The organism is Aeromicrobium sp., assembly GCF_036675695.1.
Taxonomy (GTDB): domain Bacteria; phylum Actinomycetota; class Actinomycetes; order Propionibacteriales; family Nocardioidaceae; genus Aeromicrobium.
The window spans coordinates 1-21,470 of the sequence record NZ_JAKFEL010000127.1 but is presented as its reverse complement, the minus strand read 5'-3'; the positions used below and the strand labels follow the sequence as shown (position 1 = coordinate 21,470).

The 21,470-nt window shown below is 64.9% G+C and carries 16 protein-coding genes; 8 read left to right on the top strand and 8 right to left on the bottom strand.

The window, feature by feature from the left end:
* Positions 1-72: 72 nt before the first annotated feature.
* Together V6M39_RS08260 and V6M39_RS08255 are read right to left on the bottom strand one after the other, a co-directional pair.
* Positions 73-864 carry an inositol monophosphatase family protein gene (locus V6M39_RS08260; protein ID WP_332643339.1) on the bottom strand — a complete coding sequence of 264 codons (792 nt, stop codon included), beginning with the start codon at positions 862-864 and terminating at the stop codon, positions 73-75.
* Positions 861-1,898: a ferrochelatase gene (locus V6M39_RS08255; RefSeq protein ID WP_332643338.1), complete on the bottom strand. Its 1,038-nt coding sequence runs from the start codon at positions 1,896-1,898 to the stop codon at positions 861-863. The genes V6M39_RS08260 and V6M39_RS08255 overlap by 4 nt, the downstream gene beginning before the upstream one ends.
* A gap of 40 nt (positions 1,899-1,938) precedes the next feature.
* On the opposite strand from V6M39_RS08255, the gene V6M39_RS08250 reads away from it, so the two are divergent.
* Both V6M39_RS08250 and V6M39_RS08245 read left to right on the top strand, forming a co-directional pair.
* Positions 1,939-3,123 carry an MFS transporter gene (locus V6M39_RS08250; protein ID WP_332643337.1) on the top strand — a complete coding sequence of 395 codons (1,185 nt, stop codon included), beginning with the start codon at positions 1,939-1,941 and terminating at the stop codon, positions 3,121-3,123.
* A 35-nt stretch (positions 3,124-3,158) separates the two neighbouring features.
* Complete coding sequence (locus V6M39_RS08245; protein WP_332643336.1) at positions 3,159-6,551, top strand: bifunctional proline dehydrogenase/L-glutamate gamma-semialdehyde dehydrogenase; 3,393 nt, start codon at positions 3,159-3,161, stop codon at positions 6,549-6,551.
* Here V6M39_RS08245 and V6M39_RS08240 read toward each other — a convergent pair.
* Positions 6,548-7,168, bottom strand: coding sequence for a trimeric intracellular cation channel family protein (locus tag V6M39_RS08240; RefSeq protein WP_332643335.1), 621 nt, complete (start codon positions 7,166-7,168; stop codon positions 6,548-6,550). The two genes, V6M39_RS08245 and V6M39_RS08240, sit on opposite strands and share 4 nt — an antisense overlap.
* A gap of 127 nt (positions 7,169-7,295) precedes the next feature.
* On the opposite strand from V6M39_RS08240, the gene sepH reads away from it, so the two are divergent.
* Together sepH and V6M39_RS08230 are read left to right on the top strand one after the other, a co-directional pair.
* Positions 7,296-8,252 carry a septation protein SepH gene (sepH, locus tag V6M39_RS08235; RefSeq protein WP_332643334.1) on the top strand — a complete coding sequence of 319 codons (957 nt, stop codon included), beginning with the start codon at positions 7,296-7,298 and terminating at the stop codon, positions 8,250-8,252.
* Positions 8,253-8,374: 122 nt separating this feature from the next.
* A complete protein-coding gene (locus tag V6M39_RS08230; RefSeq protein ID WP_332643333.1) occupies positions 8,375-8,656 on the top strand; it encodes a hypothetical protein in 282 nt (93 codons plus the stop codon).
* A 1-nt stretch (position 8,657) separates the two neighbouring features.
* Here V6M39_RS08230 and V6M39_RS08225 read toward each other — a convergent pair whose 3' ends face one another.
* From V6M39_RS08225 to V6M39_RS08210, 4 genes are read right to left on the bottom strand one after another with little or no spacing between them, the layout of a single operon-like run.
* Positions 8,658-9,323, bottom strand: a complete 666-nt coding sequence (locus tag V6M39_RS08225) for a thymidine kinase (RefSeq protein WP_332643332.1) — start codon at positions 9,321-9,323, stop codon at positions 8,658-8,660.
* A 34-nt stretch (positions 9,324-9,357) separates the two neighbouring features.
* The gene (locus tag V6M39_RS08220) at positions 9,358-10,476 is read right to left on the bottom strand and encodes an alkaline phosphatase family protein (RefSeq protein ID WP_332643331.1); all 1,119 of its coding nucleotides are present in this window, start codon (positions 10,474-10,476) and stop codon (positions 9,358-9,360) included.
* Entirely contained in the window at positions 10,473-11,054 is a 582-nt protein-coding gene (locus tag V6M39_RS08215; RefSeq protein WP_332643330.1) for a DUF5998 family protein, read from the bottom strand. The genes V6M39_RS08220 and V6M39_RS08215 overlap by 4 nt, the downstream gene beginning before the upstream one ends.
* Positions 11,054-13,744 (bottom strand): bifunctional acetate--CoA ligase family protein/GNAT family N-acetyltransferase, encoded by a 2,691-nt coding sequence (locus V6M39_RS08210; protein ID WP_332643329.1) that lies wholly within the window; start codon positions 13,742-13,744, stop codon positions 11,054-11,056. The genes V6M39_RS08215 and V6M39_RS08210 overlap by 1 nt, the downstream gene beginning before the upstream one ends.
* A 100-nt stretch (positions 13,745-13,844) precedes the next feature.
* Between V6M39_RS08210 and V6M39_RS08205 the strand changes: the two genes are divergently transcribed.
* The 4 genes from V6M39_RS08205 to V6M39_RS08190 are packed head-to-tail and all read left to right on the top strand — an operon-like array spanning position 13,845 to position 19,299.
* Positions 13,845-16,334, top strand: coding sequence for a DNA gyrase/topoisomerase IV subunit A (locus tag V6M39_RS08205; RefSeq protein ID WP_332643328.1), 2,490 nt, complete (start codon positions 13,845-13,847; stop codon positions 16,332-16,334).
* A gap of 4 nt (positions 16,335-16,338) precedes the next feature.
* On the top strand, positions 16,339-17,049 hold the full coding sequence (locus V6M39_RS08200) for an LppX_LprAFG lipoprotein (protein WP_332643327.1): 711 nt from the start codon (positions 16,339-16,341) through the stop codon (positions 17,047-17,049).
* On the top strand, positions 17,046-18,794 hold the full coding sequence (locus V6M39_RS08195) for an MFS transporter (RefSeq protein ID WP_332643326.1): 1,749 nt from the start codon (positions 17,046-17,048) through the stop codon (positions 18,792-18,794). Before V6M39_RS08200 ends, V6M39_RS08195 begins: the two co-directional genes overlap by 4 nt.
* Positions 18,795-18,804: 10 nt before the next feature.
* A complete protein-coding gene (locus tag V6M39_RS08190; protein WP_332643325.1) occupies positions 18,805-19,299 on the top strand; it encodes a beta-class carbonic anhydrase in 495 nt (164 codons plus the stop codon).
* Positions 19,300-19,387: 88 nt separating this feature from the next.
* Here V6M39_RS08190 and V6M39_RS08185 read toward each other — a convergent pair whose 3' ends face one another.
* Positions 19,388-21,448: a DNA gyrase/topoisomerase IV subunit B gene (locus tag V6M39_RS08185; protein WP_332643340.1), complete on the bottom strand. Its 2,061-nt coding sequence runs from the start codon at positions 21,446-21,448 to the stop codon at positions 19,388-19,390.
* Between the last annotated feature and the right edge of the window lie 22 nt (positions 21,449-21,470).

Below are 21,470 nucleotides of genomic sequence, written 5' to 3'. Positions count from 1 at the left end.
GGTAGCCATCAACTCTCCATCGTGTGCGTAACAACCGGCGCGATTGTGCCACAACTCAGGGCGTAATCACACTCAGAAGCCACAAGCGCGCACGAGGGCAAAATATTCCTCAGCAATCGAGGGGTGAGCGGCCATCACGAGCCGTTCGTTCGGCTCCCCATCGAGGCCGCTCAGCAGCAGCCCAGATTCGCTGGCAACTAGGCCTCCAGCGGCAAGATCCCACTCCTTCAGCCCCTGCTCCACGTACGCGTCGAAGTGCCCTTCGGCGAGTGCACACAGGTCGAGCGCGGCCGAGCCGGTGCGACGGATGTCACGTATGTGCGGGAGGAACCGCGCGACAGCCTGAGCCTGCTTGGTACGCACCTCGGGAACGTAGTTGAAGCCTGTCGCGACAAGCGCGTGGTCGACGCGTGTGACGGCCGGCGCTGTCAGCGTGATGCGCTCGTCGCCGTCGTATCGCCACGACCCGGCACCGCGGATCGCACCCCATTCGCCACCGGATGCGATGTTGACGACGTAGCCGACGACCACGACCCCGTCCTGACGCGCGGCGATCGACACCGCGTAGGTCGGAATGCCGTAGACGAAGTTGACGGTGCCGTCGATCGGGTCGACGACCCAGTCGATTCCCGAGGTGCCAATCAGATCAGCGCCCTCTTCGCCGACAAAACCGTCATCAGGACGAGCTGTCTTGATCCGCGCGCGAATCAACTCCTCGCTGGCTCGATCGATCTGCGTGACGACATCCGTCGGACTCGACTTGGTGTCTGCAACTTCTACGCGCCCTGGAGGCCTGCTGGTCTTGACGAACGCTGCCGCCTCGAGGCCGACCGTACGAGCGAGTTCGAGCAGTCCTTCACTCATGCGATGGTCGGATGGTCGGCGCGCGCGTTGAGGCAGCAATCCGCCGAACAGCGATCATGCGAAGGGCCGAAATCGCCGACCGTGAGTCGCTCCACCGATTCACCCCGCTCGACGGCGGCCCGCTCCAACACCAGGTCGCGAACCATCGCCACGAAGTCAGGGTGGGTGCCGGGTGTGTCAACACGCTCGAACACCATGCCGAGCTCTTTGGCTGTCGCCATGGCCTCAGTGTCCAGATCGTAGATGACCTCCATGTGATCCGACACGAAGCCGATCGGCACCACGACGACTGACCTGATCCCGTCAGCGTGAAGATCGCGAAGGTGGTCGTTGATGTCGGGCTCAAGCCACGGGGTGTACGGCGAGCCGGACCGCGAGCAGTAGGCCAGCGACCAGTCCTTGACGCCCACGCTGTCTGCGACGAGCGTCGCGACTTGCTGGTGCTGGCGTTCGTATGCCTTCATCCCCGGCCCACCGCTGGCGTCGTTCATCGAGTCCGGGATCGAGTGCGTCACGAAGATGACGTGCGCGTCGGGGATGCGTGCGATCCCCGCCTTCGTCGCCTCCGTCAGCGGGCCGACGAAGCCAGGGTGATTGAAGTAGTGGCGCAGTCGGCTGAGCTTCACGTCGAGACCGTTCGTGGCATCGAACAGGTCCTCACGGTACTGGCGACAGCCCGAGTAGGACGAGTAGGCGCTGGTGACAAAGCAGGCCGCATGGGTGACGCCGTCAGCGGCCATCTGGCGTGCAGCGTCACGCAGGTAGGGATCCCAGTTGCGGTTGCCCCAGTAGATCGGTAGGTGCAGCCCGTGATCGGCGAAGTCCTTGCGCAGGGCCTCCAGCAGCTCCAGGTTGAGCTCATTGATCGGCGACTTCCCACCGAACAGCGAATAGTGCTGGCCGACCTCTACAAGCCGCTCGCGCGGGATGCCTCGACCGGCCGTGACGTTCTCCAGGAACGGGACGACATCTTCGGGCCGTTCCGGGCCTCCGAAGGAAACAAGCAAAACCGCGTCGAATGGCCGGGGATCCATGCCTCTAGTTTCTCACGGCAGCAGATAGGGTTCTGAGCCCATGCTTGGTACCTATCGCGACGTGCTGTCACGACCCGGAGCAGCGCTGTTTTCGTTCACCGCAATGGTCTCGCGATTCCCGCTCTCGATGGTCGGACTGGGCCTCGTCCTGGTCGTGTCTGACCGCACCGGCTCGTATGGCCAGGCTGGCAGCGTCGCTGCGGCGTACGTGCTCGCGGCCGCCGCTCTTGGACCGACCCAGGGCCGGTTGACTGACAAGCTCGGTCAAGCTCCCGTTCTGCTTGTCGTCGGAGCGCTGTATGCAGGTGGCATTGCGCTGACCCTGATCGCAATCGACGGCGACTGGGCGACTCCGTGGGTGCACGTGTGTGCAGCTCTGGCCGGTGCAGCCACCCCGCAGACCGGCAGCATGGTGCGAGCCCGATGGACGCATGTCGTCACCGACCGAACCCAGCTCAACACGGCGTTCTCGATCGAAGCGATCCTCGACGAGGTCGTCTTCCTCGTCGGTCCGGTTGTGGTCACATTCCTCACGATCCAGGTCTCCGACTTCTCCGGGCTCGCGGTTGCCGCGGTGGCAGCAACGCTGGGCTCGTGGGCCCTCGCAGCGCAGCGTGCGACTGCTCCTCCTGCGTCGGAGCACACATCGACCACGCGCGCGCCGCTGTCATGGTCCCTGCTGGGTCGCGTTGTCTTTGCCTCCGTTGGCCTCGGCGTGCTGTTTGGCTCAGCCGAAGTGATCATCGTCGCCTTTGCCACCGAGGAAGGGCAGCGCGGGGCATCGGGCGTCGTACTCGCCATCTGGGCAGCCGGCAGTCTGTTGGCCGGTGTCGTGGTCGGCGCGCTGCCGAGAACCCGCGATCCGCTGAAGCGCTGGCGTACGTCGTTGCTCGCGTTGAGCCTGCTGTTCCTGCCGTTGATCTTTGTCTCGGGCATCGTCTGGCTCTCCGTCGGCATGTTCCTCGCCGGCTTCATGATCTCGCCGACGTTGATCGCGAGCACCAGCTTGGTTGAGCTCCATGTGGCTCCATCACGACTCACCGAGGCCCTCACCTGGGCGACAACGGGGCTCATGGTCGGCGTCGCACCGGGTGCTGCCATCGCTGGTTGGGTGGTCGACAATCACAATGCTTCCACGGCATTTGTGGTGCCTTTGGTCGCCGGCCTTGCAGGCTCGATCGTCGCCTTCACCCTGCGACCGCAGGCCGAACCAACCGCGGCGTGAACGTGCACCCGAATGGCATTAGCCTTGGCGATGAGATGACCGATTTGACCCTTGCCGAGCGCAGTGTTGAGCTCGTCCGCACCTGGCTCGAACCACAGCGCCGACCAACACGCACGGATCCCGCTGCCGAGCGCCTCGCCAATCTCCTCAAGGACCCACAAGGCCTCGAGTTCACGATCGGTTTCGTCGACCGCGTCGTACGTCCTGATGATTCGCGTGTTGCCGCGCGCAACCTGCGTACGCTCGCTGCTCACACACCGGCGTTCCTTCCTTGGGTTCAGCGCGTACTGCTCAAGCTCGGCGCACTCGCCTCATTCCTGTTCCCCGGACTGGTCGTCAAGATCGCCCGCAACACCCTTCGCCGCATGGTTGGCCACCTCGTCATCGACGCGCGTCCTGCGCAGCTCGGCAAGGCCATCAAGCGTCTCCGCGCCGGTGGGGACCGTCTCAACCTCAACCTCCTCGGCGAAGCGGTGCTCGGTGAGCGCGAAGCAGCCCGGCGCCGCGACGGCACGATGGAGCTGCTTGAGCGCGACGACGTCGACTACGTCTCGGTCAAGGTCTCCTCGGTCGCGAGCCAGCTCTCGATGTGGGCGTTTGACGAGTCGGTCGCGCGAGTCGTCAAGCAACTCACTCCGCTGTACGAACGTGCGTCGACAGGCGAGCCGACGTTCATCAACCTGGACATGGAGGAGTACCACGACCTCGACCTGACGGTTGCCGTGTTCACCCGGCTCCTCGACGCGTTCCCCGATCTCGAGGCTGGCATCGTGCTGCAGGCCTACCTCCCCGATGCGCTTTCCGCGATGCAGGAGCTGCAGGAGTGGGCGTCGAAGCGTCGTTCCAACGGTGGCGCGCCTATCAAGGTGCGCGTCGTGAAGGGTGCAAACCTCGCGATGGAGCGAGTCGACGCCGCGATTCACGGCTGGCCCCTCGCGACCTGGTCCACCAAGCAGGAGACCGACACCAACTACAAGCGCGTGCTCGATTGGGCAATGACGTCCGAGCGGGTCGACGGAGTACGTATCGGCGTCGCCGGTCAGAACCTGTTCGACATCGCCTACGCCTGGTTGCTGGCGGGCGACCGAGGCGTACGCGACGCAGTCGAGTTCGAGATGTTGCTCGGCATGGACACCGGCCCGACCGACGCCGTGCGCAACGACATCCACCAGCTGCTCCTCTACACACCGGTTGTGAAGCCGGCGGAGTTCGATGTTGCGATCTCCTATCTCGTACGACGCCTCGAAGAGAACGCCAGCAGTGACAACTTCATGTCGGCAGCGTTCGAGATCGGCGACAACCCTGAGCTGTTGTCCCGTGAGATCCAGCGCTTCCTCGACTCGGTCAAGAAGCTCGACGAAACGGTCCCGCCGCCCCATCGCAACCAGAACCGCCTGACCGAGACGCCGTCCGCAGGCACCGACACGTTCGCCAACACACCCGACACCGACCCGTCGACCAGCGCCAATCGCGAGTGGGGTCGGCTGGCGCTCGGCCGATCGGCGTACACGCAGCTTGGCGCTGAGACCGTACGGTCCAACAAGCTGCTCGGTCCCGCAAACCTGGAGACGCTCGTTCAAGAGACCCGCGTCGCTGCGCACGCCTGGCACGCACGCGGTTCCGAGGTTCGCGCGTGGATCCTGCACGAGGCCGCCAGCGCCTTGGGTGCACGCCGCGGCGACCTGATCTCGGTCATGGCCGCCGAAGCCGGCAAGACGATCGCCGAAGGCGATGTCGAGGTCAGCGAGGCAATCGACTTCGCCAACTACTACGCGGAGTCAGCCCGCCGGCTCGATGTGGTGGATGGCGCCGAGTTCCAGCCCGACCGCCTGACGGTCGTCACTCCCCCGTGGAACTTCCCGGTCGCGATCCCGGCCGGCTCGGTGCTCGCCGCACTCGCCGTAGGCAGCGGCGTCATCATCAAGGCCGCACCTCAGACACCTCGCAGCGCTGCGGTGATGGTCGAAGCCCTCTGGCAGGCCGGCGTGCCACGGGACGTCTTGCGCTACGTCACGATCGATGAAGGCCCGTTGAGCAAGGCCCTCATCTCGCACTCCGACGTCGATCGCGTCATCCTGACCGGTGCGTGGGAAACCGCAGCTCTTTTCCGCTCCTGGCGACCCGAGCTGCCGCTGCTCGCTGAGACCAGCGGCAAGAACGCCATCATCGTGACCCCCAGCGCCGACCTCGACCTCGCGGTCGCAGATGTCGTCAAGAGCGCATTCGGCCACGCCGGACAGAAGTGCTCAGCCGCGAGCCTCGTGATCCTGGTCGGGTCGGTCGGTCGCTCGGAACGGTTCCTCCGTCAGCTCGTCGACGCCGCGTCATCGCTGCGAGTCGGGTTCCCCACCGACCCCGAAGTCACGATGGGTCCGATCATCGAGCCACCGCTCGGCAAGCTCGCCGAAGGGCTCACCACGCTTGGTCCCGGCGAAAGCTGGCTGCTTGCTCCCAACCAGCAGGGCAGCGACCCGCGCGTATGGACGCCAGGAATCCGTGACGGCGTACGCCCCGGCAGCACGTTCCATGGCACGGAGTACTTCGGCCCGATCCTCGGCGTCATGCATGCCAAGTCGCTCGCCCAAGCCATCGAGTGGCAGAACGCGACCGACTATGGCTTGACCGCTGGCATCCACTCGCTCGACGCAGACGAGGTCAACACCTGGATCGACGAGGTCCAGGCGGGCAACCTCTACGTCAACCGCGGAACAACAGGCGCCATCGTTCAGCGTCAGCCCTTTGGTGGTTGGAAGCGATCATCCGTCGGCACCACGGCCAAGGCGGGCGGACCCAACTACCTGACCCACCTCGGCTCCTGGAAGTCTCGGCCACTCCGTAGCGCCCCAAAGGTGAAGGTCCTTCCCGAGGTCGAGGCAATCCTCGACGCGGCCAAGTCACTGGTCACGCTGGCTCAGCTCCGCGAGCTGCGGGAAGCCGCCGGCTCTGATGAGAAGGCGTGGAAGCGCGAGTACGGAGTGATGAAGGACGTCTCAGCTCTCGGCGTCGAGCGCAATGTGTTCCGCTACGTACCCGTGCCGGTGACGATCCGATTCGAAGGGTCCAACTTCGAGCTCGTACGTGTGCTCATCGCAGCAGCGCGCACTGGCGCTCCGATCACGGTCAGCTCACCGGCCGAGCTGCCGGTTGGGCTCGTTCACCGACCGCGCATCGAGGCGCACAACGACTGGCTGGCGTATGTCGCCGCCGAGCGACCGGCGCGCGTACGCCTCATCGGCACCAAGGACAAAGCCAAGGAGATTGCCGTTGCGGTCGACGGCGATCCTGATGTCGCGATCTACGCAGGTCCAGTGACCCTGTCAGGCCGAGTCGAGGCGCTGCCGTTCCTCAAGGAACAGGCCATCTCGATCACCAACCACCGATTCGGAAATCGTGACGCCGAGTTCGAATGGGTACTCCCCCGCGACTAGCCCCGATCCGCACCCGGTGCGATCGGCGCCGTCCAACCACGCGCCAGCGCGGCGAGCCTCCACACCAGGCACACCACTGCAGCGAGCCCGTACCAAGCCGACGCATAGTTCTCGTGGGCAATGACCGCCGCGATCAGCGCTCCTGCGAAGGCCGGCGTTGCATACAGCTCACCTCGGAAGATCACGGGTACGCGACCGGCCGCGACGTCCCGCATCATGCCGCCGCCGACTCCGGTCAGGAGACCGAGCACGGACGCGGCGAGGATGTTGAGCCCTGCGTCGTCCGCCTTCACGGCACCGGTGACGCAGAACAGGGACAAGCCGATCGCGTCGAGCACCATGATCTGCTTCTCCATGCGCCCGATCGTCGGATGGAAGTAGAACACCAGAACTGCCGTTGCTGCCGGTACTACGAGGTATCGCCAGTCGTCGAGCGCCGCTGGCGGGACCGCTCCGATCAGCACATCGCGGAGTACACCACCGCCGAGCCCGGTGATCAACGCCAACACCATGACGCCGAAGAGGTCGAGCTCCTTGCGTACGCCGACCAGTGCTCCGGTTGCAGCAAACACCGCAATTCCGGCAAGGTCGAGGATCAGTAGGAGTGTGTCGGACACGTCGACGACCGTATCTGGTGTCGGCGCGTCACCGCAGGTTCGACCCGTGCGTGCCTAGGATGAAGTCAGGCCCTCTCGACAGATTCAACGGATGGGGGCTGAAGCAGAGCAATTGGAGGCGGCGCCAATGCGCGAACTCGGTCTCGATGGACTGAGCGAGGATGGACGGTTCCTCGTCGCGCGCGACACTGCCACTGAAGAGACATTCCACATCCCTGTCGACCACCGCCTTTCTTCCCTGGTCGCGAAGTCTTCCCGCAGCGGTATCCCCGCAGGCCAGTTGGAGATCAAGATGGAAAGTTCGCTCAGTCCCCGTGACATCCAGACGCGCATCCGCCGCGGCGAGACCGTCGAGTCGGTCGCCGAGTCCGCAGGTGTGCCCGTGGATCAGATCGACCGGTTCGCAGGTCCTGTCCTCGCCGAGCGTGAATACATGTGCGAGCAGGCCCGCAAGACCACGATCCGGCGCAAGCATGTCGGTGGGACCGGCGTGCTGCTTGGCATCTTGGTGAGCGAGAACATTGCGGCGGACGGCGGAGTGCCCGAGTCCGCGACCTGGGACTCCTGGCGTCGAGAGGACGGTCGCTGGACAGTCACCGTGACTCCAGCTGGCGAACAGCCCGCCAACTTCCTGTTCGACGTCAAGGGTCGCTACGTCGTGCCGGCTGACGAGTTCGCCCACGGACTGGTCGGTGATGTCGCCCTGCCAGACTCCGCAGACATGGCGATCGCAGACGCCGTACGCGTGCCGTCGCGCAAGGTTCCCGTCGAGACCGAGGATCTGGTCGACGAGATCATCGACGAGGTGGAGAGCGCCACCGAGTCCGATGTCGAGGACACAGGGGAAGTGCCGGCCGTGTCGTCCATCAAGGAAGCCCGAGACCGTCGCGCGCTCGAGCAGCTCGCGCTCGACGCCGAAGAAGCCGAGCAGCCTGAGGTCGTTGCTGAGCACGAGGACGACTTCGAGGACTCGATCGAGCACGATGTGGCTGTGCCCGACACCATGGGCCCGCGCAAGAAGCGCCACGAGCGGCGTCGCGTCCCCAGCTGGGACGAAATCATGTTCGGCGACAAATCGGACTGATCGTCTTCCCCCGCACATCTCGCACCTTTGCGAGCCTGTGTGTCCTGACGTGCGTTGTGCTGGCCGGGTGCAAGCCTTCGTTGTTGGGTATCGAGGTCGACTACAGCTGCACGGATGACGGCGTGGCTCAGACACGGGCCCTCGCCAAGGAGATCATCGGCGCAGTGGGCCCCGGATCCAAGTCCGCCCTTGGGTCACATGGTTGCGACTCCACCCCCAGTGGCTACTACAACTTCGACTTCACGGCCAAGCAAGCGATTATCGATCGATTCGACTGCCAGACCGCCGACCTGGTCGTCTACGTCGACCTGGCGGACGAGTGGCTCTGCTGGGCGGAGAGCGGACGCTTCACGCTGTACTCCAGTTTCGACGTCAGCGTGGTCGCAGTGGAAGTGCTGCCGTAGATCAGAACGGCAGGACGTCGGGTGACATGGCTGCGGCGTTGGCCGTTGCTGCGGTCATACGACGTCGGTGGTGACGGCGGCACAGGACTTCGTAGCCGACGACCTTCTCGACCACATCGCTGTCTGGCGTGGGGTCGGAGTCGACATCGCCCACCACGATGACCTCACCTTCGACGACCATGACGCCGTCCTCCGTACGAGCGTTGTGCGTGGCTCGCTCGCCACACCAGCACAGCGCCTCAACCTGCAATGTGTGAACACGGTCGGCGAGCTCGATCAGACGAGCTGAGCCCGAGAAGAGCTGCGTACGGAAGTCCGTCAGGATCCCGAACGCAAACACGTCGATCGAGAGCTCGTCGACGATCTTGGCGAGCTGGTCGATCTGATCGACGGTGTAGAACTGGGCTTCGTCACATACGAAGTAGTCGATGCGGCCGCCCTGCGTCAGCTGATCGACCGTGTAGTGCCAGAAGTGGAACTCGTCGCTGACCTCGATCGCCTCGACCGACAATCCGAGACGACTCGAAAGCGTCGACTTGCCGGCGCGGTCGTGCGAGGTGAACACGAGACCGACCCGTCCGCGGGCTCTGTGGTTGTGGTCAACCTGCAGGGCAAGCGTGGACTTTCCGCAGTCCATGGTCCCGGTGTAGAAGTTCAGATCAGCCACGGATTGCCCCTCTCAAAAGCATTGTCTGTCAGCGTCACTGTGCAACCAGCACAGGTATGCGCAGCTCGGGCTCCGTGATCGAGCCGTGGAAACCAGTCATCTTCATCTCGATCGCGAAGTCTGCGGTGGAGAACACCGCGAAGTCGCCAAGCGCCGCGACGACAACATCACCGATGCGTCCGCGGACCTCGGGCACGATCGGACCGAACCAGTCCTCGATGCCGTCCTGCGTGCGTACGATTGCGCGATCGCCCAGCTTCTCAGCCCACCGAGCAGCGACATCGTTCGCGGAACCGTTGCGCGTGTAGAGATGTCGGAACCGTGCCTCGCCGGCCAGCATCGTGACGTCGTTGAGCAACGCCGGGTGCTGGTTGACGTCGAAGCGGTTCTCCATCGGAAGGTCGATCATCCCGTGGTCGGCGGTGACGATGAGGACGCAATCGGTGGGGAGCTCAGCACGCAGGTCGGCGATCTCTTGGTCGACTGTCGTCAGCATTTCGCGCCACTTCTCCGAGCCGCATCCGTAGGCGTGTCCCGTGTGGTCGAGCCGCGACTCGTACGCGTACGTCACCGAACGCGGTGCCGACTCGATGACCTCGACGATGACATCGAGGCGCTCCCACACCGAGTTGACGCCGTGGAACGGCACGCCGCGCTGGCTGCAGAGCGTGAGGCCGGTGTCGACGAACTTCGCGTCGTTGACCGATGATGCGGCGATGCCATCAGCCTGAAGCATCTCGAGAACTGTCGGCCGTGGCTGCCAGACAACGGGATCGATCGGCAGATCCCACCTGAGCGCATTGAGTCGCAGACCGGTCTCGGGGTCGCGCGAGGTGTAGCCGACCATGCCGTGACTGCCAGCCGACACACCTGTGCCCAACGACGTCAGACTCGTCGCTGTCGTCGAGGGCACTCCGCACACGACGTCGCTGACGCCCTGGAGCCATGCCAAGAACGGCGCTTCAGCCGCGTGGGCTTCGAGCAGGGTCTGTCCGAGGCCGTCGACCAGAAGGACGACGTAGCGAGGCGCCTCTGGAAGCTCGAGAGTGTTGGCGAACCCACGACTGCCGAGTGCTGCCGCGACGGACGGCATGACCTGGTCGATCGTGCGGCGACCAGCCAGTCCTGGCAGTGCCAGACCGGCCTGTGTCATCCGGTGTGCCCGGCTGGAGCTCCGGCACTGGTCGCAGCGGACAACGTTCGGGCGAAACTGAGCAGGCGCTCGACCGCCGCTCCGCCATCGGCGACAGCACTGATACGGAGTGAGAAGTCGTCGCCGGTCACGCTGCCGGTGTAGCCATGATCGGCTTCGCACTCAGGATCTGAGCAGCGCGCGGGCTCGAGCTCGACTCGGGACACGACGCCCCAGCCGATCGTCAGCACGGCCTCTTCGAGCTGCTTGGACGTCGAGGTCACCATGCGGGTGACGACGACCGAACGCACCTGCGACACCGACACAGCTTCGGATGTCGTCGATGTGTAGGGCTTGGGCAGCAGGTCATCACCGGGATGCTCGTCGGTGTGCACCAGGACCAAGCGGGTCGGCGTCAGCGCGAGCACCGTCATGTGACGGCGGATCTCATCACGATCGAACGTCGGCTCGTGGTGAAGCACGTACGCCATCACACTCTCGCCGGCGAGTGCGTCGCCGAGACCCTCGGCAACGATCTCCGGGTAGTAGCCGCTGCGGGAAACCTCGCTCGCGAGCTCGTCGGTGTGGTCGATCGTCATCACGCCAGCGTATCTCCCGTGGCTACGGGTTGACTGAGCCGCCGGACATACCACTCGCCACGCCGATCAGCGGAGGGCACAACCTTGGCGCGGGCGCTCAGAGCCGTGAGCCCCTTGCCGTGCACAACCACGGGTTCGAGGTCGAGCTCGGAGATCTCGGGGAGGTCGTCCTTCATGGCGGCGAGACGTACGACGATGTCCTGCAGTGCGTCGACATCGACCGGCTCGGAGCCTCGGTAGCCGTAGAGCAGCGGAGCCGACCGAAGGTTACGAATCATGTTCTCGGCGTCGAGGTCGGTCAACGGTGGGATGCCGTACGAACGGTCGCCCAGCAGTTCGCTCGGCGCTCCGGCGAGTCCGAATGAGACGAGCGGGCCGAACAACGGGTCTTCCGCGACGCTGAAGCTCACATGGATACCGTCCGGAGCTGCCTTCTGCACGAAGAACTTGGTGTCCTTGCGGATGCCGGTCCAGTCCTTGATGTGGTCCCAGGCGGCGGCCATGTCGTCGGCATTGTGGATGTCGCGCCACACGTGGGCGAGATCGGGGCGGGTGCGGAGGTGCTCGCTGCCGGCCTTGAGCACGACGTCCCAGCCGAACGACTCCCCTGCGGCGATCGCCTCTTCCTTGGTGTGGACGTTGACCCATTTCCAGAGGTCGATTCCATAGCAGGCGAGCAGCGCGTGCACCTGCTCCGTCGAGAGCACGGCTCCCCGAGGAGCTGCCGCGAGCACCTGGCGTACCAGCGCTCGTGCGTCGCCCGTCCGATGGTCCAGCGCAATGTGGAACTCTCCGTGGTCGCGGGCCACCCACTCGGCGTAGTTGACGACGCGAGCCAGCGCTCGTACGGCGGCTTCAGGCGCGGAGTACGACGGCACAGAGCCACGGCCCGCCGAACCGCCGAGCAGGTCAGGAACGCGCAGCAGCACGGGAACACCCTGGCTGCCCAGGAAGGTGGACACGATCGGCTTGTCCGACTGCTCCCCCACTGCCGCAAGCACGTTGGCGACGTCTTCGCCGGTGGTGTTGAGCGGTGGAATGTAGATCGCGACCAGCGCGTCGACGTTGTCATTGGCGAGCTCAGACTCGATCGCCGCTTCGAAGTCGTCCGAGTTGGCGTCCGCTCCGAGCGACACCGCCTCGACGACCTGGAGTCCTGACGACGCAGCGGAGTCCGCAACGATCAACGCGACTGCGTCTGAGTTGCCGACGATGGAGATGCGGTTGCCTCGCGGCAGCGGCTGGTGGGCGAGCAGCTGAGCCACGTCGAACATCTCGTCAAGGCTGTTGACCTGGATGACGCCTGCCTGGCGGAACATCGCGTCGACAGCAGCCTGCGGAGCAGCGCTGCGCTTGACCGCGTGACCGGCGGGAACGCCCTGGGTGGACCGACCGGACTTCACGGCCACAATCGGTTTGGTCCGCGAAACGCGGCGGGCGATACGCGAGAACTTGCGCGGGTTACCGATCGACTCGAGGTAGAGCAGGATGACTTCGGTTGCGTCATCCTCCTGCCAGTACTGGAGGAGGTCGTTGCCCGAGACATCCGCACGGTTGCCGGCCGACACGAACGTCGACAGGCCGAGGCCACGCTCAGACACCGACTCAAGAATCGCCGTACCGAGTGCACCGGACTGGCAGAAGAAGCCGACACGTCCTTGGGGAGGCATTCTCGGCGACAACGAGGCGTTGAGCTGCAGGTCAGGCGCGGTGTTGATGATGCCGAGGCAGTTGGGTCCGACGAGTCGCAGCCCGTAGCTTCGGCTGAGACCAAGCAGCTCGCGCTGGCGTTGACGACCTTCGGGGCCCTCCTCGGCGAATCCGGCCGAGATCACGATCAGTCCGTGCACACCCTTGGCGGCACAGTCGAGCACGACGTCCTTCACCGAATCAGCGGGAACAGCCACGATCGCGATGTCGACCTCGTCCGGGATGTCCTGGACGGTTTTGTACGCCGGCAGACCCGACACGGCTTCGGCCTGTGAGTTGACGGCATAGACGGCGCCGCTGAAATCGCCGAGCACGAGGTTGCGCACCATCGCCTGGCCGATGGAATCCGTACGGCGGCTGGCTCCGATCACCGCAATGCTGCGTGCCCGGAAAATTCGCTCGATTGACGCGGCTTCAGCACGCTGCTCGCGAGCCCGCATCACGCCCATCGCCGAGTCGGTCGCCTCGATCTGGAAGGCGAAGCGCTGAACGCCCTCGTCGACCGATCCGTCGATCAAGTAGCCCATCTCGCGGAAGATCTGCTGCATCCGCGTGTTGGACGGCAACACATCGGCGGTGAAACGCTGGATGCCACGTTCGCGGCCCGCCTGAGCGAGATGCTCCAGGAGCAGCTGGCCAACGCCGCGGCCCTGGTGCGCATCCTCGACAAGGAACGCGACCTCTGCCTCGTCGCCATCAGCGTCGTAGCGGCCGACCCCGATGATCTCGTTGTGCAGTGTCACCACGAAGGCGACTCGGCGGTCATGATCAACCGTCGTGAACCGCGCGACGTCCTTCTCCGAGAGCGTCGGGTAGGACGAGAAGAAGCGGAAGTACTTGGACTGTTCGGAGACTCTGGAGTAGAACTCAACGAAACGCTCGGCATCGCTCTGCAGGATGGGGCGAAGCTGGGCAACCCGACCGTCCTTCAGGAGGACATCGGCCTCCCAATGGGCGACGGGGTGCACCTCGGTGGTCACGAAGACAACCTATCGGGTGGGTGACCGGCGTGGCGACGAGAGTACGTACGTCCCCGCGAGGGAAAATGACAGTTCAGAACCGTGACACAGAAGAGGATGCATGGCTCGGAGCAGCAAGCAGGCGCCTGAAGAGGACTTCGAAGAACACATCGTCGACACCGATGTCGGTGACGAGATGCGCTCGAGCTTCCTCGAGTACGCCTACTCGGTCATCTACTCGCGCGCGCTGCCTGATGCCCGCGACGGCCTCAAGCCGGTGCAGCGCCGCATTCTCTACACGATGGACGACATGGGCCTGCGGAGCGACCGCGGGCACGCCAAGAGCGCACGTCCCGTGGGTGAGGTCATGGGACGGCTGCACCCTCACGGCGACAGCGCGATCTACGACGCACTCGTACGCCTTGTGCAGCACTGGTCGCTGCGACTCCCGTTCCTCGACGGGCACGGCAACTTCGGATCGCCCGATGATCCGCCTGCCGCGATGCGTTACACCGAAGTCCGCATGCACGCCTCCGCCGAGGCGATGACGGCATCCATCAACGAGGACACGGTCGACTTCAAGCCCAACTACGACGGCCGCGAGACCGAGCCGTCGGTCCTCCCCGCCGCGTTGCCCAACCTGCTGGTCAACGGCGCCAGCGGCATTGCCGTTGGCATGGCGACCAACATCGCCCCTCACAACCTCATTGAGGTCGTGCAGGCCCTGCGTCACCTGATCAAGCACCCGGATGCCTCGCTCGACGACATCATGAGGTTCATCCCGGGGCCTGACCTCCCGACCGGCGGCAAGATCGTGGGGCTCGAAGGCATACGCGACGCCTACGCGGCCGGCAACGGTTCGTTCCGTATGCGCGCCTCTGCCCGCATCGAGTCGGTGACAGCTCGCCGCAAGGGCATCGTCGTCACCGAGCTGCCCTACAACGTCGGTCCCGAGAAGGTCATCGAGGCGATCAAGAAGCTTGTCCAGGCCAAGAAGCTCCAAGGCATCTCCGACATCAAGAACCTCACGGACCGCCACAAGGGCCTCCACCTGGTGATCGAGGTCAAGAACGGCTTCATCTCCGAGACGATTCTCGAGCAGCTCTATCGGCACACGCCGATGGAGAGCTCCTTCGGTATCAATGCCGTCGCGTTGGTCGATGGGCAGCCCCGCACGCTCGGTCTCAAGCAGATGCTTGAGGTCTATCTCGGACACCGGTTCGAGGTCGTACGCCGTCGCACCCAATTCCGACGCACGAAGGCCGCTGACCGCCTCCACCTGCTCGAGGGCCTGCTGATCGCACTGGTCGACATCGACGAGGTCATCCAGCTCATCCGTTCCAGCGACACCAGGGCTGATGCACGCGAGCGGCTCATCTCCGTCTTCGACCTCAGCGAGATCCAGGCCGAGTACATCCTCGACCGCACCCTCGGCAGCCTGGCGCGGCTGTCGTCGATCGAGATCGAGCGCGAGGCCGAAGACCTGCGCAAGACAATCGAGGAGCTCGACGCAATCCTCGGAGATGAACAGCTGCTCCGGAAGGTCGTGGGCGATGAGCTCAACGAGATGGCGCAGCAGTTCGGCACTCCTCGCCGCACCGTGCTCCTTGAGTCTTCCGGCCAGACCGCGACTGCCGCTGCACCGCTCGAAGTCACGGACGACCCGTGCTGGGCGCTGCTGTCGGCCACCGGCCTGATGGCGCGTACCTCTGACGACAATCCCCTCGGCGAAGTAGACCGCAGGGTCAAGCACGACACGATCATCTCGGCCGTACGCACGACCGCCCGCGGCGAGATCGGCATCGTGTCGTCTTCGGGCCAGGTGCGACGCCTCAATGTGCTCGACCTGCCAGCCCTTCCTCCCACGGCGCATTCCCCCAACCTCCAAGGCGGCGTTCCGCTGCGAGAGATCGCCGACCTCGATGGCACTCCGCTGGCGCTGATGACGCTCGATGACAACAACCCCGGCATCGCGCTGGGTACGCGCGAAGGCACGGTCAAGCGAGTGAAGCCCGATCACCTCAGCCGCGACCAGTGGGAGCTGATCTCCCTCGCCGATGGCGACGTCGTTGTGGGCGCGGTTGCACTTGCGACAGGCAATGAAGAGCTCGCCTTCGTGACCTCGGACGCCCAGTTGCTGCACTTCCCGGCTTCCGTCGTACGACCGCAGGGGCGCTCCGGTGGCGGTGTGGCCGGCATCAAGCTCTCGCCCGGCGCTCGCGCCGTGTCGTTCGGCGCGATCTCTGACCTGGAATCTGCGTACGTGGTCACCATTGCTGGGTCAGGTGAGGCACTGCCCGGCACCCAGAACGGTGCAGTCAAGGTCAGCCCGCTGTCGATCTATCCAGCCAAGGGACGGGCGACTGGCGGCGTACGGTGCCACCGGCTGCTCAAGGGCGAGGACACGCTCCTGCTCGCTTGGGTCGGAGACGGGGTGCCGCTGGCTTGTGCGACGAGTGGCTCACCCGTCGATCTGCCCGAACCCGTCGATCGTCGGGATGGTTCAGGCGTCGCCGCCGCGCAGCCAATCCTCGCCGTTTCGTCCGCGGCAGCGGCGCTCCCGGGCGTCCTCGGAGTCGACGGCGAGCGACACGCCACCGTGCAAGACTGAATCCGTGCGCACCAATCCCTTCGCTGTTGTCCTGATCGCTGCGGTCATCGCCTTGAGCGGTTGCTCCGGCGACAAGAAGGACTCGCCCGCCGACACGTCCAAGCTGGAGGCGCGCCTCGCGACCGCCAAGGCGACGCTCGACGACGCGGAGACGATCACCATCTCGCTGGCGACGGAGAAGATCCCGTCCGGTGTGAGCGGATTGCTGTCGGCCAAGGGCCAGGGCAACCACTCACCGGCGTTCAAAGGCAAGGTCACAGTAGTCACGGGAGGCACCAGCCTCGGCGCAGACGTCATCGCAGTGGACGGCAAGGTTCTCGCCAAGACGAGCTTCGCTCCGGTCTACCTGTCAATCGACCCAGCGACGCTCAAGGCGCCAGACCCTGCAGCACTCTTCGACAAGACGAACGGCATCACCCAGATCCTGGTCAAGACGAACAAGCTCTCCGACGGCGGCAAGTCACGCGACGGCGAGGAAGTTCTCACCACGATCAAGGGCTCTCTGCCCGGTAGCGTGGTCAAGACGATCATCCCCTCTGCAGACACCAGCGCGGCCTTCAAGGTGACCTACCGGCTCGACGACGATGACGTGCTGCGCGACGCGACTCTGAGCGGACCGTTCTACGGCAACGCCGGAGACGTCACCTACACGGTCAAGCTCACGACGTCCGAGACCCCGGTGACGATCGAAGCCCCGTCCCGCCCCGGCGCGTGACAACAGGCGAAGGGACCCGTCCCGCTTCTCGGGTCCTGCTCGGCCTCGCGGCCGTCGCCATTGCCTTTGCCGCTGCCGACACGTACGTCGTCGTGCTCGCCCTGCCCGACATGATGAGCAGCACGGGTCTCGAGCTCGATGAGCTCCAGCGCGCAGCACCCATCGTTTCGGGCTTCCTGCTCGGCTATGTCGCCGTTCTCCCGCTGATCGGGCGCATTTCCGATCTGCGCGGTCGAGTCCCGGTCCTGCTGGGATCGTTGGCCGTCTTCGCCGTCGGCTCACTGATCACCGCTGCTGCGTACAACCTCGAGACAATCGTGACCGGGCGCTTGATCCAGGGCATCGGAGGTGGCGGACTCATACCGCCGACGCTGGCCCTTGTGGCAGACATGTGGCCACCCAAGAGCCGCGGACTCCCCCTCGGCATCGTTGGCGCGGTCCAGGAGCTCGGCAGCGTCGTCGGACCGCTCTACGGAGCCGTCGTGCTGGCTTTCGGCGACTGGCGCGACATCTTCTGGCTCAACTGCGCGATCGGCCTGGTGCTCGCCGCGGCCATGCTCAGACACCGCGATCCAATGGGCCCCGGCGCCGTACGTACTGCTGAGCGCGACTACGTCGGCATGGCACTGGCGACCCTCACATTGGCCGGACTGACTCTGGTCATGCTCGAACCCACTCGACTCACCCAGGGTGTCACGGTCGGCCGCGCCTTCTTGCCGGTCACAGGCGACTCTCGTTGGCTCACTCCCCTGGCTCTGACAACGGGGGGATTGCTGCTGCTCTTTCTGTTGCGGCAGGTGACAGCCAGGAATCCGCTCATCGGATGGCGCAGCTGGGGTGCGCTCGCACGTGAGACCGACATCTGGGGCGCTCTGCTGCTCACCGTCGGACTCGGTGCAATCATCCTGACGTTTGCGTCTGCCGAACCGGAGAAGGCGGCGATCTCCGCCCAGGCTCCGTGGCTGTTGCCGATCGCAGCCGCCAGCTTCGTCGGCTTCTACCTCCGCCAGCAACGTGCCGAGCGTCCGCTCATCCCTCGGGGCGCACTGAGCTCGCGCCCAGCGTGGGGCGCACTCGTCGTGTCGTTCTTCGTTGGCGCCGCACTCATCGCGGCGCTGGTCGACATCCCGTTCTTCGCCCGCCTGACGGTCCATCGCGACTCGCAGCTGGATGCCGCCCTGGTGCTCGTACGGTTCTTGATCGCCCTGCCTGTCGGCGCGGTACTTGGTGGATGGCTTCTTCGCCGGATGCCAGCGTGGGTGCTGACCCCCATCGCGATGGTGCTCAGCGCGGTGGCGTTCCTGCACATGGCGACCTGGGATGCGACCTCGCTCAACCACGAGACGGAGACTCTGTCGCTCGTACTCGGCGGTCTCGGATTCGGTCTGGCCATCGCGCCCGTCAACGCAGCTTTGCTCGCACACACCGCCGACGCCGTTCACGGCGTCACCTCCGCTCTGCTCATCGTGGCGCGCATGGTCGGAATGCTGCTCGGAATCTCGGCTCTCACCACGATCGGCCTGCGCGCGTTCTACGCGGCGTCAGACAAGATCGCCCCCGCCGAAGAGCTGTGCGGAGGTGTGGCAACGGCATGCCAGGCATACAAGGACGCCGTCCGAGACGCCGGAATCACACAGCTTCACACGGTGTTCGTCGGTGCCGCTGTCTGCGCCATCATTGCCGCCGTGTTATCAGGTGTTCTCATGCGCGATGCCGCCAATCGTGAATCGGTCGACGCTGACTAGGATTTCGCGCATGGCTGACTTTGACGACCTGCTGGCAGCAAACCGTACGTTCGGCGAATCCTTCGGTCTGTCCGGTTTCGATGGCATCGCCCACGCCGGAGTCGCGATGGTGACCTGCATGGATTCGCGCATCGACCCGCTTCGGATGATTGGGCTGGAGCCGGGTGACGCCAAGATCCTCCGCAACCCCGGTGGTCGTGTCACGGATCAGGCGCTCGTCGCCCTCGTGCTTGGCGTCAACCTCCTGGAGGTCAACCGCATCCTCGTCGTCGAGCACACCAGCTGCGCCATGGCCAAGTCGACGGAGGACGAGCTCAAAGCCAAGCTCGGCCAGGCAGCTGGCGAGGACGCATCGTGGATGACGCTCGGTGCCATCGTCGATCAGATGGCAACCATCCGTGCTGACGTGCAGCGCGTCCGCAGCCATCCCCTGATCAGCGAAGACGTCCTGGTCGGCGGATTCCTCTACGACGTCGAGACAGGCTTGCTCCAGCCCGTCGACTAAGGCGTGTCTGGCGAACCCGCGCAGGCGATCCACGCAGGCAGCCGGGATGCGGGGACGCTCGGGCGGCGTGGGGTCTACCAGACACGCCCTAGGCGTCGATGCGGTCGGCGTCGATCTCGTAGGCGCCTTGCACGATGAACTCCTTGCGCGGCGGCACGTCATTGCCCATCAGGAGCTCGAACACCGCCTCGGCCTCGATGCCGTTGTCGACAGTGAGTCGTCGCAGGGTGCGGTGACGCGGATCCATGGTGGTCTCAGCCAGCTGACCGGCATCCATCTCACCCAGGCCCTTGTAGCGCTGGACCGGATCCTTCCACTTGACGCCCTTGCGCTGGAGCTCGGCAAGCTTGCGGACGAGCTCAGGGTCTGAGTAGGTGTAGACGTACCTCTCCTGGCCCTTCTTGGGATTGACCAGCTCGATGCGGTGCAGCGGCGGCACGGCGGTGTAGACGCGCCCGGCGTCGACCAGCTCACGCATGTAGCGGAAGAAGAGCGTCGCCAACAGACAACGGATGTGCGCTCCATCGGAGTCAGCGTCAGCCATGAAGATGATGCGGCCATAGCGCGCAGAGTCGAGGTCGAAGGTACGTCCGCTGCCGGCACCCACCACCTGAATGATCGATGAGCACTCGACGTTCTTGAGCATGTCGCCGATGCTGGCTTTCTGGACGTTGAGGATCTTGCCACGGATCGGCAGCAGCGCCTGGAACTCCGAGTCACGCGCAGACTTGGCGGTTCCGAGGGCAGAGTCACCCTCGACGATGAACAGCTCAGAGCGCTCGACGTCATTGCTGCGACAGTCGGCCAGTTTGGCCGGGAGTGCGCTCGACTCGAGCGCGTTCTTGCGGCGCTGAGTGTCGCGCTGTTGACGCGCAGCCAGGCGGGTCCTCGATGCGTCGACGACCTTCTGCATGACGAGCCGGGACTTCGCCTTCTCAGCCGTCTTGTTGGACGTCAGGAAGCGCTTGAGCTCGCGTGACACGACCTGGTTGACGATCTTGGTGACTGCCGGTGTGCCCAGCACTTCTTTGGTCTGGCCTTCGAACTGCGGCTCGGCGAGACGCACGGTCACGACCGCCGTCATACCCTCCAGGACGTCGTCCTTGATGATGTCGGGGTCGCCTGCCTTGAGCAGCCGTGTGGTCTTGAGCACCTCGTTGAACGTCTTGGTCATGCCGCGCTCGAAGCCGTTGAGGTGCGTGCCGCCCTTGGGCGTCGCGATGATGTTGACGAACGACTGCACCTCGGTGCCGTAGTCGTTGCCCCAACGGACCGCGATGTCGACACCGAGCGTGCGCTCGATGTCCTGCGGGGTCATGTGCCCCTTGTCGTCGAGCAGTGGCACGGTTTCGGTGAAGACGTCCTCACCCTGCAGGCGCAGCACGTCGGTGACGGCTTCGTCAGGTGCAAGGAACTCACAGAACTCGGCAATGCCGCCGTCGTGCCGGAACTTCTCCTCGTGCGGCTCATCGCCACGCGTGTCGGTGATGACGATCTCAAGACCCGGGACCAGGAACGACGTCTGGCGGGCGCGAGCGACGAGCTCCTCGTACGCGAACTTGGCGCCCTTGATGAAGATCTGCGGGTCGGCCCAGTAGCGGACCCGGGTGCCGGTCTTGGCCTTGGCGACCTTGCCGATCTTGCGGAGCTCGTTGGAGGGGGTGAAGTCCGAGTCAGGCGTGTCACCGTCGAACACACCGGGTTCTCCGCGGCGGAAGGACATGGCCCACGTCGCGCCACCCTTGTCGACCTCGACGTCGAGGCGCGACGAAAGCGCGTTCACGACTGAGGCGCCAACACCATGCAGACCGCCTGTGGCGACGTATGAACCGCCTCCGAACTTGCCGCCGGCGTGAAGCTTTGTGTAGACGACCTCAACTCCGGTGAGCCCGGTCTTCTTCTCGATGTCGACTGGAACGCCGCGACCATCGTCCTGCACCTCGACCGAACCGTCGTCGTTGAGAGCGACACGGATATGTGAGCCGAATCCCGAGAGTGCCTCATCGACCGAGTTGTCGATGATCTCCCAGAGGCAGTGCATGAGCCCGCGGGTGTCGGTCGAGCCGACATACATGCCGGGGCGCTTGCGGACGGCCTCCAAACCCTCGAGGACGAGGAGATTTCGGGCGTCGTACGTGCTGTCGATGATGGGTGCCTTTCGGGTTCGTGGC

Coding starts and splice junctions, on each gene's coding strand:
- V6M39_RS08245 (WP_332643336.1), top strand. CDS start 3,159: ATGACCGATTTGACCCTTGCCGAGCGCAGTGTTGAGCTCGTCCGCACC.
- V6M39_RS08260 (WP_332643339.1), bottom strand. CDS start 864: ATGAGTGAAGGACTGCTCGAACTCGCTCGTACGGTCGGCCTCGAGGCG.
- V6M39_RS08255 (WP_332643338.1), bottom strand. CDS start 1,898: ATGGATCCCCGGCCATTCGACGCGGTTTTGCTTGTTTCCTTCGGAGGC.
- V6M39_RS08190 (WP_332643325.1), top strand. CDS start 18,805: ATGGCTGACTTTGACGACCTGCTGGCAGCAAACCGTACGTTCGGCGAA.
- V6M39_RS08220 (WP_332643331.1), bottom strand. CDS start 10,476: ATGACACAGGCCGGTCTGGCACTGCCAGGACTGGCTGGTCGCCGCACG.
- V6M39_RS08205 (WP_332643328.1), top strand. CDS start 13,845: ATGGCTCGGAGCAGCAAGCAGGCGCCTGAAGAGGACTTCGAAGAACAC.
- V6M39_RS08215 (WP_332643330.1), bottom strand. CDS start 11,054: ATGACGATCGACCACACCGACGAGCTCGCGAGCGAGGTTTCCCGCAGC.
- V6M39_RS08250 (WP_332643337.1), top strand. CDS start 1,939: ATGCTTGGTACCTATCGCGACGTGCTGTCACGACCCGGAGCAGCGCTG.
- sepH (WP_332643334.1), top strand. CDS start 7,296: ATGCGCGAACTCGGTCTCGATGGACTGAGCGAGGATGGACGGTTCCTC.